Origin of the sequence: Actinomycetospora sp., from assembly GCF_036497245.1 — a bacterium.
Classification (GTDB): domain Bacteria; phylum Actinomycetota; class Actinomycetes; order Mycobacteriales; family Pseudonocardiaceae; genus Actinomycetospora.
The window spans coordinates 1-16077 of record NZ_DASXJS010000089.1 but is presented as its reverse complement, the minus strand read 5'-3'; the positions used below and the strand labels follow the sequence as shown (position 1 = coordinate 16077).

At 75.2% G+C, this 16077-nt stretch carries 16 protein-coding genes; 7 read left to right on the top strand and 9 right to left on the bottom strand.

Annotated features, from left to right (window positions below; translation table 11 throughout):
• Window positions 1-99 precede the first annotated feature (99 nt).
• The 3 genes from VGI02_RS10015 to rimP all read right to left on the bottom strand — a co-directional run bounded on the left by VGI02_RS10015 (window position 100) and on the right by rimP (window position 2197).
• Complete coding sequence (locus VGI02_RS10015) at window positions 100-492, bottom strand: YlxR family protein (RefSeq protein ID WP_331627190.1); 393 nt, start codon at window positions 490-492, stop codon at window positions 100-102.
• Between the two features lie 74 nt (window positions 493-566).
• The gene (nusA, locus tag VGI02_RS10010; protein ID WP_331627189.1) at window positions 567-1574 is read right to left on the bottom strand and encodes a transcription termination factor NusA; all 1008 of its coding nucleotides are present in this window, start codon (window positions 1572-1574) and stop codon (window positions 567-569) included.
• Entirely contained in the window at window positions 1571-2197 is a 627-nt protein-coding gene (rimP, locus tag VGI02_RS10005) for a ribosome maturation factor RimP (RefSeq protein ID WP_331627188.1), read from the bottom strand. Before rimP ends, nusA begins: the two co-directional genes overlap by 4 nt.
• 153 nt (window positions 2198-2350) lie before the next feature.
• On the opposite strand from rimP, the gene VGI02_RS10000 reads away from it, so the two are divergent.
• From VGI02_RS10000 to VGI02_RS09990, 3 genes are all read left to right on the top strand, one after another.
• Entirely contained in the window at window positions 2351-2830 is a 480-nt protein-coding gene (locus VGI02_RS10000; protein WP_331627187.1) for a hypothetical protein, read from the top strand.
• Window positions 2831-2846: 16 nt separating this feature from the next.
• On the top strand, window positions 2847-3296 hold the full coding sequence (locus tag VGI02_RS09995; RefSeq protein ID WP_331627186.1) for a DUF4439 domain-containing protein: 450 nt from the start codon (window positions 2847-2849) through the stop codon (window positions 3294-3296).
• A 95-nt stretch (window positions 3297-3391) separates the two neighbouring features.
• Window positions 3392-3829 (top strand): anthrone oxygenase family protein, encoded by a 438-nt coding sequence (locus VGI02_RS09990; RefSeq protein ID WP_331627185.1) that lies wholly within the window; start codon window positions 3392-3394, stop codon window positions 3827-3829.
• Here the strand turns inward: VGI02_RS09990 and VGI02_RS09985 are convergent, their stop codons facing one another.
• Entirely contained in the window at window positions 3830-5374 is a 1545-nt protein-coding gene (locus tag VGI02_RS09985; RefSeq protein ID WP_331627184.1) for a hypothetical protein, read from the bottom strand.
• Window positions 5375-5462: 88 nt separating this feature from the next.
• Entirely contained in the window at window positions 5463-6257 is a 795-nt protein-coding gene (locus VGI02_RS09980; protein ID WP_331627183.1) for an SDR family NAD(P)-dependent oxidoreductase, read from the bottom strand.
• 137 nt (window positions 6258-6394) lie between these two features.
• Between VGI02_RS09980 and VGI02_RS09975 the strand changes: the two genes are divergently transcribed.
• Complete coding sequence (locus VGI02_RS09975; RefSeq protein WP_331627182.1) at window positions 6395-6805, top strand: secondary thiamine-phosphate synthase enzyme YjbQ; 411 nt, start codon at window positions 6395-6397, stop codon at window positions 6803-6805.
• 23 nt (window positions 6806-6828) lie between these two features.
• Window positions 6829-8097 (top strand): geranylgeranyl reductase family protein, encoded by a 1269-nt coding sequence (locus tag VGI02_RS09970; RefSeq protein WP_331627181.1) that lies wholly within the window; start codon window positions 6829-6831, stop codon window positions 8095-8097.
• 151 nt (window positions 8098-8248) lie between these two features.
• Here the strand turns inward: VGI02_RS09970 and VGI02_RS09965 are convergent, their stop codons facing one another.
• From VGI02_RS09965 to VGI02_RS09955, 3 genes are all read right to left on the bottom strand, one after another.
• A complete protein-coding gene (locus VGI02_RS09965; protein ID WP_331627180.1) occupies window positions 8249-9292 on the bottom strand; it encodes an alcohol dehydrogenase catalytic domain-containing protein in 1044 nt (347 codons plus the stop codon).
• A 145-nt stretch (window positions 9293-9437) separates the two neighbouring features.
• On the bottom strand, window positions 9438-11309 hold the full coding sequence (locus VGI02_RS09960; protein ID WP_331627179.1) for an AAA-type ATPase lid domain-containing protein: 1872 nt from the start codon (window positions 11307-11309) through the stop codon (window positions 9438-9440).
• A gap of 48 nt (window positions 11310-11357) precedes the next feature.
• Window positions 11358-12641 (bottom strand): ROK family protein, encoded by a 1284-nt coding sequence (locus tag VGI02_RS09955; RefSeq protein WP_331627178.1) that lies wholly within the window; start codon window positions 12639-12641, stop codon window positions 11358-11360.
• Between the two features lie 50 nt (window positions 12642-12691).
• Between VGI02_RS09955 and VGI02_RS09950 the strand changes: the two genes are divergently transcribed.
• Together VGI02_RS09950 and VGI02_RS09945 are read left to right on the top strand one after the other, a co-directional pair.
• Window positions 12692-13330 carry an HAD-IA family hydrolase gene (locus VGI02_RS09950; RefSeq protein ID WP_331627177.1) on the top strand — a complete coding sequence of 213 codons (639 nt, stop codon included), beginning with the start codon at window positions 12692-12694 and terminating at the stop codon, window positions 13328-13330.
• Window positions 13331-13419: 89 nt separating this feature from the next.
• Window positions 13420-14580 (top strand): MFS transporter, encoded by a 1161-nt coding sequence (locus tag VGI02_RS09945; RefSeq protein WP_331627176.1) that lies wholly within the window; start codon window positions 13420-13422, stop codon window positions 14578-14580.
• A 57-nt stretch (window positions 14581-14637) separates the two neighbouring features.
• Here VGI02_RS09945 and VGI02_RS09940 read toward each other — a convergent pair.
• On the bottom strand, window positions 14638-16077 hold a 1440-nt coding region (locus tag VGI02_RS09940; protein ID WP_331627175.1), incomplete at its 5' end, for a proline--tRNA ligase.

Sequence of the window (16077 nt, the reverse complement as noted above, 5' to 3'; positions counted from 1 at the left end):
TCCTTCGCGAGCTCGTGCACCCGGGCCTTGCCTGCCACTGATCTCCTCATTCTCGAGGTCGGCGGCGTGCCCGCGACCTCGTGTCCTACGCCTGCGCGCTCATCGCGAGTGCTTCACGGCTGGCTCATCGGGGGTCGACCTGCTTCCTTGTTCTCCGGCGACGACGGGGCCGTCGGCGCCTGCACCCTGGTCGGACGACGGCGGATCCGGGTCGAGCAGTACGTGCAGCGCCCCGGTGTCGAGCGACCCCTGGACGCGTAACGCCCGGGGGAACGCCGACCGGCGCTCCGCGCGGTGCAGACAGTCGGTGACGGGATGCAACCAGGCTCCCCGCCCCGGCTCGCGACGCCGTGGGTCGGGTTCGCATGCCCCGTCCACGGCCACCACTCGCAACAGTTCCGACGCCGGCCCCCGCGATCGGCACCCCACGCAGGTGCGCACCGGTCCATCGATCGGTGGAACCTCACGGAGGACCGGGCGGGTCCGGGCCATGGGTAACTCTACCGCGCCCCGCCGTCGCCGTCCGATGCGGTCCGGGCGGAAGGGCGTGACCGGATCGATCCGGGTCAGGGCGCGACGAGGTCCGGCTCGGCCGGACCCGGCTCGGCGTCGGACCGGATGTCGATCCGCCAGCCGGTCAGACGCGCGGCGAGACGGGCGTTCTGCCCTTCCTTCCCGATCGCCAGCGAGAGCTGGTAGTCGGGGACGACGACGCGGGCGGCGCGCGCCCGTTCGTCGACGACCTCGACCGAGACGACCTTCGACGGCGAGAGCGCGTTGCCGACGAACTCGGCCGGGTCGTCCGAGTGGTCGATGATGTCGATCTTCTCGCCGTGCAGCTCGTCCATGACCCCCCGCACCCGCGCACCCATCGGGCCGATGCAGGCGCCCTTGGCGTTCAGCCCGGCCACGCTCGAGCGGACCGCCATCTTGGAGCGGTACCCGGCCTCGCGGGCGATCGCGGTGATCTCGACGGCCCCGCTGGCGATCTCGGGGACCTCGAACGCGAAGAGCTTGCGCACCAGGTTGGGATGGGTGCGGGACAGCGTCACCGCCGTCCCGCGCGGCGTCCTCGTCACCCCGATCACGTAGCAGCGGACACGTTCGCCGTGTTCCAGCTTCTCCCCGGGGACCTGCTCGGCGGACGGGATGACGCCCTCGATCGAGCCGATGTCCACGACGACCACGCCGCGGGCGTTCGCCCGGGCGTCGCGCTGGACGACACCCGCGACGACCTCGCCCTCGCGGGTGGCGTACTCGCCGTAGTTGCGGTCGTTCTCCGCGTCGCGCAGCCGGGCGACGACGACCTGGCGCGCCGTGGCCGCGGCGATGCGGTCGAACCCGGCGGGGGTGTCGTCCACCTCGCCCAGCGTCTCGCCCTCGTCGCCGACCTCGGGGACCAGCACACGGATCTCGCCGCTCTCCCGGTCGACCTCGGCGCGGGCGCCCGGGGTCTCGCGCCCGGTCTGGCGGTAGGCCGAGAGGAGCGCGGACTCGATCGCCGAGACGACGCTCTCGAAGGAGATGTCCTTGTCGCGCTCGATGGCGCGCAGGGCCATCAGGTCGACCTTCACTGCCCCTCCTCCTCGTCGCGGCCCGTTCCGCGCCGCGCTGCCCGCAGCGCCTCGACCTCGGCGTCGGGCGCGGGCTTGAACTCGACCTCGACCGAGGCGCGGGTGACGTCGTCGAGGGTCACCGTGCGCAGCTCCGTCCCGTGCTTCCCGACGGCGAGCGTGACCGTCGCGGGCCCGTCCGCCCCGGTCGCGACGGCGCCGACCCGGCCGGTGAGGGTCTCCCCGTCGGCCAGCGTGACGGCGACGCGACGCAGCCAGGCACGCTCCCAGTGGCGGGGCTCGGTGAGCGGGCGGTCGGTGCCGGGCGTGGTCACCTCGAGGGTGTAGGCGCCGGCGAGCGCGGAGCGCACTGTCGGGTCCTCGGCCTCCCGGGCGTCCACCGCGGCCGACACCTCGCGGGACAGGTGCGCGACGGCGTCGAGGTCGACGCCGCCGACCGGGCCGTCGTCGACCCCCGGGACGTCGGTCGAGTCGACGGTGACGCGGACGACGACCTGGCGACCGGCGGGGCGGACGTCCAGTTCGTCGAGCACGAAGCCGGCGCGCGCCACGACGTCGTCGACGACGGGTTGCAGCGCGCTGGCGGCGGCACCGGTGGGTGAGCCCACGGGCGCACGGGACACGGGGGTCCTCCTGGCTGGGTGGAGTCCGGGCTGGGGGCGCCCCGGGGCAAGGACAGGGCGCCCGCGGGCCCCCCAGCCTAGCCCGCACCGTGGCGGTGCGGCCCGGCCCCGCGTCCGGTCCGCCACCCGGTCCGACTGGCAGGATGGCCGCCGATGTCCATCCCGTCCCCGTCGCGGCGCAGCGTCCTGCGCGCCACGGCCGGACTGGCGCTGACCGGGTCCGCGCTGACCGTCGCGGCGGCCTGCGGGAACGGCGACGAGGGCCCCGACGAGCTGGAGGCCCCGCTCGCGGCGGCCCGGGCCGACGCGGCGCTGGCGACCGTGGCCGGGCAGGTGTTCCCCGATCTCGCCGCGCGGGTGTCCCCGGTCGCGCAGACCCGCCGTGCCCACGCCGACGCGCTCGCCGCCGAGGTCCGCCGGGCCCGCCCGGACCGCACGGACGCCGTCGACGCTCGGGTGGCCGACCCGCCACCGCCCGCCTCGTCCGCCGCCGCGGCGGCCGCGCTGCGCAGCTCGCTCGGCGCCGCTCGCGACGCCGGGTCGGAGCTCGCGGTCCGCACGGCGCGTTATCGCAGCGGGCTCGTGGCGTCCGTGGCGGCCTCTTGCGGCGGACTCGCCGAGGTGCTGACGTGACCGGGGTGGCGTGCTGATGGCGGGTCCGCTCGACGACTCCGACACCCGGACCGCCGTCACGGCCGCCCTGGGCGCGGAGCACGCCGCGGTGTGGTCGTGCGGCCTCGCGAGCGCCTACCTCGCGCCGGGCGACCAGGGCGCGCTCTCCGAGGCGGCGCTCGCCCACCGGGAGCGTCGCGACGCGCTGGTGGCGCTGTGCGAGGCGGCCGGGGTCGCGCCCGTGCCCGCGGCGGCGGCCTACGCCACCCCGCGGCCGGTGGACGACGCCGCGAGCGCGGCCGCGCTGCTCGTCGTGGCCGAGGACGACACCGCCGTCGCGTGGCGGGCGGTCCTGGAGCGCACCGACGACGCGGGACTGCGCCGGTCCGGGGTGACGGCCGTGGTCTCGGCGGCGACCGTGGGGGTGCGCTGGCGGCAACGGGCCGGCACCGAGCCCGTGGTGTCGGTGTTCCCGGGCACCCGCTGAGCAGCCACCTCCACGAGGGACTCAGTGCGCAGACAACCGACCCGCCGAACCTGCCTCCAGTGCTCCTGATCTTGCGGGCGGGGTGAGGAGTCATCGTGCCCGAGGCCCTGCGGATCGCCACCCTCGTCTTCGCCGGGCTGCTGGCCGGGGAGGAGTTCATCGTGCGGTGGGGTGTGGCCCCCGCACTGCGTGCCCTCGACGACGGGGCCCACGTGGCGGCGCGGATCGCGCTCGTCCGGCAGCTCCGGGTCGTCGTGCCCGCCCTGATCGTGCCGACGGTCGTCACGAGCGCCGTCGCCGCGCCATGGGCAGGCACGGCAGCGGCCTGGGCCGGGCTCGGCGTGCTCGTCGTCTTCGTGCTGTGCTCGGCGTTCGGGACGGTGCCGATCAACATGGCGGTCTCGGAGTGGGCCGCCGCCGATCCGCCCGCGGACTGGCGCGCGACCGTCCGGCGCTGGGAGGCGATCGACGTCGCGCGGTCCTCGGCGGCGGTCGTCGGGTTCGCGCTCCTGCTCGTCGGGCTGGGCCCGTGATCAGCGCAGGCCGAGCGCCTGTTTCGCGACCTTGTCGAGCGTGCTCTCCCCCACCGACCCGGAGCCGGACGGCGCGGTCTCGGCGATGACCACCGTGTCCCCGAGCAAGGCGGATCCGTAGCCGGCCTTGCCGAGCGAGGCAGGCGCGCCCTGGAAGCCCCGACCCTCGCGCAGGAGGTCCGCGACGTTGCCGGTGCCGGACGAGTCGACCAGCGACTTGAACGCCGAGGCCGACGACGCGTCGCGCATCCGGACCGCGGTGACCGACGCGACCATCGGGGTGCCGCCGACGTCGCCGGACCACAGTGAGCGGTCGAGCTGGGTGCAGGGCCGCTCCCGGAGGAACTGCACCGCGAGCCCGTAGGCGTGTCCCTCACAGGTGGGCTCGGTGGCGACGACGCGCTGGGTCCAGGACACCCCGTCGAGGACGCGCACCGGCTGGGCCGAGACGTCCTCGGGCGTCGGGGACACCCCGCGGACCACGAGGACGGCGACGCCGAGCGCCACCGCGAACGTCACGACGGCGGCGAGGGCGAGGCCGCGCCACGTGCTGAGCCAGACGGCGAACGCCGGTCGGCGCGTCGGCCGCCCCCGACGGCGGCGCGCTCCGGTCCCGGCGTTCGGCGCGGCCCAGGGGCCGGGCGCGGCGGATGGGCCGGCGGAGACGCCCGTGGCGCGGCCGTCGGCTGCCGGGATCGGGGAGGTCGCCGGGCGCGGTGCCGCCTCGTCGTCGGGGAAGCCGTCGGGGCCGACGGGCAGGACCCCGGTGCGCGGGGGGCCGGCGGCCGCGGGCGCTCCCCCGGGGCTCGAGGCGCCCGCGGAGCGCGCGGAGGGGACGACGGCCGGGACGGCTCCGGAGGACCCCGCCGGGCCGCTGGACGGCGCGATGCCCGGCGGGACCGAGCGCGGGCCGGAGGACGAACCCGACGGTGCGGCGCCGGACGGTTCACGACCCGGACCGCCGTCGGGGAGCTCGCCCGGGAACCCGGCCGTGTGGAGATCGGCGGCGTCCGGGACGAACTCGGCGAGACGCCAGGCCGCGAAGAGGCGGCGTACCTCGGAGGCGTCGAGGACGGTCGGCCCCGCGGAGGCGGTCAGGACCAGGCGCGCGGCGGTCGCGACGCCCACGCCGGTGTCCTCGTCGGTCCGCTCGGGGTCCTCGTGGCGCGAGGAGTCCGGCGGGCGGCGGTCGACGATCGGGACGACCTGGCGCGGAGCGGTCGGGGTCGGGTCGGCCAGCGCGAGCAGGCGGTCGATCTCCGCCGCGGCGAGCTCCTGCGGTCCGGCGCCCGCATCGGCGGAACCGCTGTCGGCACCCGTCGTCGTGGCCCCGACGCTCACCCGGTCCCGGCGCGACGACGTCGCCGGGACGAGCCCCAGGACGCCGTCGGGACGCAGCACCAGCGCATCCAGCTCGCCGTCGGCTCCACCGGGGAGCGCGACCGCGACGCCGGGCGCAGTGGGCAGCCCGTCCAGCAGGGTACGAACCCTGCTGATGCGCTCCGGAGAGATCCCCAGGCGGGGATCCGGGGCGACGAGGAGCATCCGGCCTCCACGTTCGGGGGACGACGATCGGCGCTCACCGTAGCCCGTGAGATCACGGCGACGTCACGACCCCCGGACCGCGGGCCGGTCACCGGACGGTGCGGCGCCGTTCACCGATGCGGGCGACCATCGGGGTCAGGACGCGGGAGGCAGCCGGGAGCACGGACTGTGTCCGCGTGAGCCAGCCGCGCCAGGCGGGCAGGACCTTGAGCTGGCGCCGGGAGTCGAGCAGATCCATCGCGCCGGTGACGACCTCGTCGACCCCGAGCACCCGTGGGCCGGTGAACAGCAGGGCCGAGCTGGGGCGGTCGGCGACGGCGTGCAGCAGGTCGGTGCTCACCGCGTCCGGGCACAGCGCGCGCACCCGGATCGGACGCCGCGCGGCGCCCAGCTCGATGTGCAGGGCCTGCGAGTACGACAGCGCGGCCGCCTTGCTCGCGCCGTAGATCGCGAGGCCCGGCGTCGGGCCCAGGGCGGAGAGCGACACCACGTTGAGGATGTCGCCACGGCGCATGACGTCGACGGCGGCCCGGCAGCCGTGGACCACCCCGAGCGTGTTGATCTCGATGGTGGAGGTGACCTCGGCGTCGGTGGCCTCCCAGACCGACGCGGTGGACAGCACGCCCGCGTTGTTGACCCAGACGGTGACCTCGCCGAGGTCCGCGGCGGCGAGGGCGACCGCACGGTGGGCGGCCGGGTCGCGGACGTCGAGGGGCATCGCGGTGGCGGGCCCGTCGAGCGCGTCGGCGGTCGCGCGGGCCGTGTCGCCGTTCACGTCGGTGACGACGACGTGGTGGCCGCGCGCGGACAGGGCCCTGGCGATCCCGGCGCCGATGCCGCGCCCGGCTCCGGTGACCACGGCGACTCCGGCGTGAGCGGTCATGGGGAGGTCCTCTCTGTTCGGGTCCGGCGGGGCGTCAGCGATGCGGCATCGCTGACGTCGGACGTCAGGAACGCCACATTCTCGCGGGCGGGCCGGGCGATTCTGGCGCACCGCCACGCGCCGTAGGCTCGCGATCGATGCGCAGCGAGGAGATCGAGATCCGGACCGGTGATGTAGAGGCCGTCCGCGACATCACCCGCGAGTGCGAGCGATTCCTCGCCGAGGCGAACGCCGACGACGGCCTGCTGCACATCTTCGTCCCGCACGCCACCGCGGGCCTCGCCGTCATCGAGACCGGCGCGGGCAGCGACACCGACCTGCTGCGCCAGCTCCGCGAGCTCCTCCCCACCGACGACCGCTGGGGCCACCGCCACGGCGCCCCCGGGCACGGACGTGACCACGTGCTGCCCGCGCTGATCAGCCCGTCGCTCTCGGTCCCGGTGCTCGGCGGGCGGATGGCGCTGGGCACCTGGCAGTCGGTGTGCCTCGTCGACACCAACGGCGACAACCCGAACCGTCGCGTCCGTCTCAGCCTGCTCGCCGACTGAGTCGAGCAGGCATCCTGGGGACCGTGAGCACTCCGACGCGTACCGACGTCCTCGTCGTCGGCGCCGGCCCCGCCGGGTCGGCCGCCGCGGCCAGGGCCGCCGAGGCCGGGCACGACGTCGTGCTCGCCGACGCCGCCGTCTTCCCCCGTGACAAGGCCTGCGGCGACGGCCTCACCCCGCGCGCCATCGCCGAGCTGCAGCACCTCGGCCTGGGCGACTGGGTACGCGGCCGCGGGACGAACCGCGGGCTGCGCGCGGCCGGGTTCGGTCAGCTGCTCGAGCTGCCCTGGCCGGGCGGCTCACTGCCCGCGCACGGCGGCGCCGTCGCGCGCACCGAGCTGGACGCCCGCATCCGCACCGCGGCGCTCGAACGCGGCGCCGTGCCGGTCGAGGGCGCCCGCGCGGTCGACGTCGAGCGCGACGGCGACCGCGTCAGCGCCGTCGTCTTCGAGGGCGCCGCCGGCACGACGACGATCGCCTGCCGCCACCTGATCGTCGCGGACGGTGCCCGCTCGACGCTGGGCCGCGTCCTCGGCCGCGTCTGGCACCGCGACACCGCCTACGGGGTGGCCGCCCGCGGCTACGTCCGCTCCGGACGCCACGACGACGAGTGGATCTCCTCGCACCTGGAGCTACGGGGCACCGAGAACGAGGTGCTCTCCGGATACGGCTGGGTGTTCCCGCTGCACGACGGCAACGTCAACATCGGGGTCGGGACCCTCGCGACCGAGGCGCGGCCCGCACAGATCCGCCTCCGCTCGCTGATCGAGCACTACGCGAACCAGCGGCGCGAGGACTGGCAGCTCGACGGCGAGGTGCGCGACGTCGCGTCGGCGCTGCTGCCGATGGGCGGCGCCGTCTCGCACGTGGCGGGGCGAAACTGGGCGCTCGTCGGCGACGCGGCCGGCTGCGTCAACCCGCTCAACGGCGAGGGCATCGACTACGGCCTGGAGACGGGCCGCACGGTGGTCGAGCTGCTGGAGTCCGACGGTCCCGACGCCGACCTCTCCCTCGCCTGGCCCGCGACGCTGCGCACCCACTACGGGTCGGCGTTCTCCATCGCCCGGCGGCTGGCCAAGCTCCTGACGACGCCGCGGCTGCTGCCGCTGGCCGGACCGGTGGGCATGCGCTCGCGCGCGCTGATGACCGTGGCGCTGCGCGTGATGGGGAACCTCGTCACCGACGAGGACGCCGACGTCGTCGCGCGGGCCTGGCGCCTGGCCGGCCGGGCGTCGCTGCGCGTCGACGAGCTCCCGCCGTTCCCGGCCGCGGATCTGCGCACCCCGGCCTGACGCCGGCCGGCCGGGCCGAGCGGACTCCCGCGGCTGCCCGAGCAGCCCCCGGAGCCCACTCGGCCACGGCCTGATCAGCAGCACACCACGCACGCCCCAGGCGTCCCGGGACTGCGTGGCGTACTGCTGATCATGGATCGAGCGGGGATCGTCAGGGCGTGATGACGACCTTCAGCGCGAGGTTCGCGGCCGCGTTGCCGAAGACGTCGTAGGCCTCGTCGAACTGGTCGAACGTGAACGAGTGCGTCCCCATCTTCTCGGCGGGGATGCGGCCGCTCGCGACCATCTTCAGCAGCGTCGGGATCGACACCGTGTCGACGAGCCCCATCGTCATCGTCACGTTCGCGATCCACATGTCCTGCATGGGGATCTCCACGGGCGTGCCGTGGACGCCGACGTTGGCGATCGTCCCGCCGGGACGCACGAGCGACGCCGCCGTCAACAGCGTCTCCGGGTAGCCGACCGCCTCGATCGCCACGTCCACGCCGAGGCCGTCGGTCAGCGCGATGACGTCGGAGACGGTGCCCGGACCCACCTCGATCGCGTCGGTGGCCCCGAACTCCATCGCCCGCTCCAGGCGGAACTTGTTGGAGTCGATCGCGATGACCTTCGATGCGCCCCAGAGCCCCGTCGTGAGGACCGCCGAGAGGCCGACCGCACCGGCTCCGACGACGGCGACCGTGTTGCCCGGCCGGACCCCGCCGGCGAGCACGCCGACCTCGTAGCCGGTCGGCAGCGAGTCGGCCAGGAAGATCGCCTGCTCGTTGGTCACGGACGGGGGCACCGCGTAGAGCGAGGTGTCGGCGTAGGGCACGCGTACGTACTCGGCCTGGGTGCCGTCGATGAGGTGCCCGAAGATCCACCCGATGCCGCCGACGGTCTGGCAGTGCGAGGGCATCCCGCGCTGGCAGTACTCGCACCGTCCGCACTTGGTGATGGCCGGGACGAGGACGCGGTCACCCACGGAGAATCCGCGGATCGCGTCGCCGACCTCGGTGATCGTCCCGACGGCCTCGTGGCCGAGGATGCGTCCGTCGGTGACCGCGGCGACGTCGCCCTGCAGGATGTGCAGGTCGGTGCCGCAGATCGTGGTCGTGTCGACCTTCACGACGACGTCGGTGGATTCCTGGACCCGGGCGTCGGGAACGTCCTCCCACGCCTTGGAACCGGGACCGTGGTAGACAAGGGCCTTCATGTGCGTCGACCTCCGTGGCTGCGCTGCGTCGTGACCGACGCTAGTGGCGCAGGCCACACCCGGGCTGTCCGATATCGAGACGATCGGACGGCCTCCCGGAGCCTGCTGATCGATCACTGTCCCGGAACCGGGACAGTGAGGTGCGCTAGGCGATGTAGCTGATCCCGAACGCGTCGATCTTGCGGTAGAGCGAGGACCGCGCGATGCCGAGCAGGGCGGCGGCCTTGTAGCGGTTGCCGCGGGTCTCATAGAGCGCGTGGATGATCGCGTCGGCCTGGGCGGTCTCGAGCATCGTCAGGCGGGGGGCGCTGGTGAAGCAGAACGCCGGGAGGTCCGGGGCCTGCACGACCCCGACCGGTTTGCGGGCCACCACGTAGCGCAGCACGTCCTCGAGCTCGGCGATGTTGCCCGGCCACGAGTAGCCCTCGAGCACCCGGACCACCTGGTGGGACAGCCGCAGCGAGCGCGCCCCGCTGGTCGAGCGCAGCACCGACCGGGCGATCTCGGCGAGCTCGTCGGTGCGGTGGCGCAGGGCCGGGACGCGGACGGTCTCGTGGAAGTGGCGCAGCAGCAGCCCGTAGGGCCGGCCCGCGTCGACCGAGGCGCTGTCGAGGCAGCCGACGACCACGACCCGGCCCGGCAGCACGGTGTGCGGGCGCAGCACCTCGTCGAGGCGGCGGGCGCTGCGCGGGGTGAGCGCGTGGACCTGGTCGAGCAGCACCAGGTGCACGTCGGCTCCGGGGTCACCGACGAGCCCGTCGTCGTCGGGCGTGGAGTGCTCGCCGAGCGCCGCGCAGTCGATCGTCGTGGACGTGCCGACGGGGAACAGGTGCGCGAACCGCTCCCGGGCCAGCGTTCGCTTCCCGACGCCCGTCTCCCCCACGAGCAGCAGATGGCGACGGTGCCCGAGGGTCGCCGTGACGTCGCGGCGGGCCCGGACGTACGGGCTGAAGAGCTCCTGGTTCGCCCGCAGCCGCGCCTCCTCCGACGCCTCGCGCGACGGGCCCCGGTGCAGGTCGGCGGCGAAGTCACGGCGGGCCGTCGGCGCCACGTGCGAGCCCTGGCGCCTGCGGGCCTCCCGCGCCGCGGTCGACGCGGATCCCGCCGCGACGTGGGTCTCGACGGGGACGCCGCCCAGGACCGCCCCGACGACCTCGCCCTGCTCACCGCGGACCTCACGGATGCGGACCTCGGCGCACAGCCCCGAGGGCAGGTCGAGGTGGCGGGCGGCGCCGGTCTCGTCGAGCAGCACGCTCGCGGTGAGCAGGTCGTGCAACGACTGCTGGTCGGGCGGGGGCAGCGCCTGGACGCCGCGCCCGACCCAGAGGTCGTCGCCCGCCGTGGCCAGCACCCACGGCACGCCCTCGGCCCGCAGCGCCGCCGTCACGTCGTGCATCGCGAGCACCCGCCGCTGCCGCGCCCGCTCGTCGTGCTCCGCGACGCCCCGGGCGAGCATCCGGGCCAGCGCGAGCGGCGCCCCGCCCTGCTCGGCGGCATGGGTGACGACGACGACGGCGGCCCGGTGGGCCCCGCGCGTCACCGGCGCCGCCGCGTCGCGCAGGACCCGCAGGGCCGGGTGGAGATGCTCGGGTCCCTCGACGAGCACCGGACGACGGGTCTCCCGGGCGATCGCGGCGGCCGTCGTGCCCACCGAGCCCTCGTCGTGCCGGTGCCCCGGGACCCACCACGCCGCGTCGAGCAGTTCGCCGGGCGCGGTGGCGGTGTCGTGGCGGACCCGCAGCGTGCCGTCGTCGGAGACGAGCCCCACCGAGCACCCGGCGTCGGGGTTCTCCGTCGCGAAGGCGCCCAGCACGGCGTCGGCGGCGGCGAGCAGCGGCCCGCCGTCGTGGTGGCCGACGAACGGGGCGGGCCCGGAGTCGGCGCCGCCCCCGTCCGGGCATGCGGAGCGCTCCCAGGACGCGAGCACCTCGGCCCGCACCTCCTCCGGCACGAGCGCCGACCGGCCGCCGCGCCGGAAACGGGCGCGAGCGGCGTCGAGGTCCTGCTCACGCACCACGGACGGACCGTAGGCCGCGGGCCCCCACGAGCACCACCGCCGAGGGGGTCACCCGGCCGCGCGGGCCAGCCCCTCCGCGCTCGTCACGTCGTCGAGGGCGAGGGCGACGGCGCCGTCGAGGGCGGCGTCGTCGCCGTGGACACCGTCGCGGACCGGGGTCGGGTCGGCCCGTCGGAAGCCCATCAGCCCGCGCGAGTAGGCCTCGTCGAACCCCGGGCCGCGCAGCCGCGGGGCGAGGCCGCCGAGGACGACGACGTCGGGGTCGTGCGCGTTGACCAGCCCGGCCACCCCGCGCCCCAGCGCAGCGGAGACCCGCGCGACGGCGGCGTGCGCGGCGGAGTCGCCCGCGGCGGCCCGGTCGCAGACCTCGACGGCGAACGTGCGCGGGTCGGCGGGCGGTTCGACGCCGAGGTGGCGCGCCAGCGCCCGCCCGTCGAGCTCCGGTCCCCAGCAGCCCCACGCTCCGCACGGGCAGGCGACCGCCGGGTCACCGAAGGGCAGGTGCCCGAACTCCCCGGCCGTCCCGTGGGCGCCGAGCTGCGGACGCCCGTCGAGCAGCAGCGTCCCGCCGAGCCCGACCTCGACGGTGAGCGACAACGCCGTCCCCGCCCCCGCGGCCGCTCCGGTGCGGGCCTCGGCGAGCCCGGCGAGCGTCGCGTCGTTGCCGGGCAGCACCGGGATCCCGGGGTCGCCGAGCCCCGCGACGAGGCCGTCGGAGACCACCGTGGCCCAGTCCAGCTCGGTGGCGCGGACGAACACGTCGTCCGAGAGCGGAGCCGGGGCGGCGAGCCCGAGGGCCAGCGGACGGCGCTCGTGCCTCGCAGTCGGAGCAGTCGGAGCCGCCGCAGCCGCAGCCGCCGGAACGAACGACTCGTTTGTGGCTTCTAGCTGCACGAACGAGTCGTTCGTTCCGACGGCCGTCCCGCCGATCGCCCGCGCCAACTGCTCCGCCAGGTCGTCGCCGCGCCGCCCGGAGCAGAGCACCTTCGGCACGCCGTCGAGCCCCGCGACGGCGAGGCGCCAGACCTCGTGGCGCAGGTCGAGCGCGAGCACGCGCGGTCCGTCGGGGGCGGGTCGCAGGCACGTCGTCGGCCGGCCGCGGCCGCTGACCGGCGCGCGCTGTTCGCAGAGCCAGCCCGCCTCACGCAGGCGGGCGACGGTCTCGGTGGTCGTCGCGCTGGAAAGCCCGAGACGCGCCGCCAGCTCCACGCGGGTCAGCCCGGGCGAGCGCCGGACCTCGTCGAGCACGCTCGCGCTCGTGCGCCATCGGTCGACGCGGGCGCGATAGGGCTCACACCGCTCGATGCCGTCGCCGGCCTCCACGAAGCCCATGCCGCCATTATCCTCGGATAGCGAGGAAAAGCACGGGGAGGGAACCGGACATGACGCGGACGAGCGATCGCCCCACGGTCGAGGCGTTCGCCGCGGTGCTGTTCGACATGGACGGCACCCTGGTCGACTCGGACGCCGCCGTCGAGCGCTCCTGGCGCATGTGGGCGCGGGAGTACGGCGTCGACGCCGAGCAGGTGCTCGCCGCCATGCCGGGCCACCCCGCCGCGGACACCGTGGCCCGGATGCGGCCGGACCTGGACCCGGTCGCGGTCGAGGCCGCCGGACGGGCCCAGCTCGAGCGCGAGTACCACGACCTCGAGGGCGTCGTCGCCACGCCGGGCGCCCTGGTGCTCGTCGCGGAACTGGACCGCACCGGCCGTCCGTGGGCCGTGGTGACCAGCGCGGACGCCCGGCTGGCCGCGATCCGACTGGAGGCCGCGGGCATCCGGGCACCGCTCGTGATCGACCGTGACGCCGTCGTCGCGGGCAAGCCCGATCCCGAGGGCTACCGCCTCGCCGCCGAGCGCCTCGGCGTCGATCCGCACGACTGCCTCGTCGTCGAGGACACCCCGACCGGCACCGCCGCGGGCCGCGCGGCGGGCGCGACGGTCGCCGGCCTCAAGGGCGGCGCAGGCGGAGCCGCCGACTTCCCCCTCGCCACCCTCACCGACCTCATCTCCACTCCGTGAGCCCGGAGGCCACCTCAGTGAGCACATCCGTCGAGTCCCCCGCCACGACAGCGTCGGGGTCGACGACCAGCCGGACCCCTCTCGGGCGCGTGCCCGCCGGGGTCAGCCTCGCCGCGCTCTCGCTCGGCGGGCTCGCGATCGGGACCACCGAGTTCGCGAGCATGGGCGTGCTGCCCGGGTTCGCGTCCGACCTCGGGGTCTCGATCCCGACGGCGGGCACCGCGATCAGCGCGTACGCCCTCGGCGTCGTCGTCGGCGCCCCGTTGATCACGCTGATCGGAGCCCGTTGGCCCCGCAAGCGGCTGGTCGTCGCCCTGGCCGTCGCCCTCGTCGTGTTCAACGCGCTGTCCGCGCTCGCGCCGGCGTTCCTGCCGTTCGTGGGCCTGCGCTTCCTGGCCGGACTGCCGCACGGCGCCTACTTCGGCGCGGCGGCCGTCCTCGGCTCGTCGCTGGTGCCCCCGGAGCGCCGGGCTCGGGCGCTCGCGACGGTCATGCTCGGCCTGACCATCGCCAACATCGTCGGCGTCCCCGCCGCGACCTGGCTGGGCGACACCTTCGGCTGGCGCAGCGCCTACGTGGCGGTCACGGTGATCGCGCTGCTCACGGTGCTCGCCGTGGTGACGCTCGTCCCGAACCCGCCGACCGACGGCCACGGCAGCCTGCGCGGCGAGATGACGGCCCTGACCCGCCCCCAGGTGTGGCTGACGCTGGGCGTCATCGCCGCGGGCTTCGGGGGCCTGTTCGCGGTCTACAGCTACATCAGCCCGATCCTCACGACGCAGGCCGGGGTCTCGACGGCGACCGTGCCGCTGCTGCTCGGTGCGCTCGGGATCGGGATGACGGCGGGCAACGTCGCGGGTGGCCGGTTCGCCGAGCGCGCCCCGCGGGCGACGATCGCGATCGCCCTGGTCGTCTACTCGGCGGTGCTCGTCGCGTTCACCGTCGGCGCCCACCACGCGGTCACCGCGACGCTGGGACTCTTCGCGCTGGGCTTCGTCGGCATGTCGGCAGGTCCCGCACTCATGGGACGGCTCATCGACTTCGCGGCCGACGGCCCGTCGCTGGCTGCGGCCAGCTTCCACTCCGCGTTCAACGTCGCGAACGCCCTCGGCGCCGCGCTCGGCGGCGCGGTCCTGGCCGCCGGGCTGGGCTTCGACGCACCGGCTGCCGTCGGGGCGGTGCTCCCGATCGTCGGGATCGTGGTCTTCGCGATCAGCGTCGCGCTCGAACGCCGACGCCGTCCCGCTTGACCGGCTGGTGTCAGCGATGCGGCATCGCTGACGCTGGACGTCAGCAGCTCCACATCCTCAGCTCCCGCCGGTCAGCGCCCCGACCACTTCGTCGACGGGCACCTCGCGCCGCTCCCCGGTCGCCCGCTCGGTGACCTCGACGACCCCGGTCGCGAGCCCCCGGCCCACGGTGATCGAGGTCGGGACGCCGAGGAGCTCGGAGTCGGCGAACTTGACCCCGGGCGAGGCCTTGCGGTCGTCGAGGAGCACCTCGAGGCCCGCCTCGGCGAGCCCGGCCGCGATGGTCTCGGCGGCCTCCTTCTGGGCGTCGTCCTTGCCGGCGATCACCAGGTGCACCTCGAACGGCGCGACCTCGCGGGGCCAGACCAGGCCCTTCGCGTCGGCGTGCTGCTCGCAGATCGCGGCCACCGCGCGGGAGACGCCCACCCCGTAGGACCCCATCGTCACCGTCACCGGCTTGCCGTCCGACCCGAGCGCGGTGAGGCCGAGCGCCTCGGCGTACTTGCGGCCGAGCTGGAAGATGTGGCCCATCTCGATGCCGCGCGCGGCGACGAGCGGACCCGCCCCGTCGGGCGAGGGGTCGCCCTCACGGACGTCGGCGGCCTCGACGGTCCCGTCGGGGGTGAAGTCGCGGCCCGCGACGAGGTCGACGACGTGGCGGCCGTGCTCGTCGGCGCCGGTCACCCAGGCGGTCCCGGTGACGATGCGCGGGTCGACGAGGTAGCGCACGCCGTTCTTCGCGAGGCCCACCGGGCCGATGTAGCCCTTGGTCAGGAACGGGTTCGCCGTGAAGTCGGCGTCCTCGAGCAGCGCGACCTCCGCGGGTGAGACAGCGGCCTCGAGGCGCTTCATGTCGACGTCGCGGTCACCCGGCACCCCGACGCCGAGCACCGTCCATTCCGAGGTCCCCGGCATCCGCGTCTTCACCATGACGTTCTTCAGCGTGTCCGCGGCGGTGAACTGCCTGGCCCCGGATCCGTCACGCAGACCGAGCGTGTTCACGTGCGCGACGAGCGTCTCGATCGTCGGGGTGTCCGGGGTGTCGTACACGACCGCCTCGGGCTTGTCGGCGATCGACTGCTCCGGCGGGGCGGGCGTGGTGACCGCCTCGACGTTGGCGGCGTAGCCCGACTCCAGGCACCGCACGTAGGTGTCCTCGCCGGTCTCGCACGGCGCGAGGAACTCCTCCGACGCCGAGCCGCCCATCGCCCCCGACATCGCCGAGACGATCTGCGTGTTCAGGCCGAGGCGAGAGAACAACCGCTGGTAGGCGAGGCGGTGCGCGGCGTAGGACTCGGCGAGCCCCTCGTCGGACAGGTCGAACGAGTACGAGTCCTTCATGATGAACTCACGCCCGCGCAGGATCCCCGCGCGCGGCCGCTCCTCGTCCCGGTACTTGGTCTGGATCTGGTAGAGCGTCACCGGGAAGTCCCGGTACGACGACGTCTCCCCCTTCACCATCAGCGTGAACAGCTCCTCGTGCGTGGGCCCGAGGAG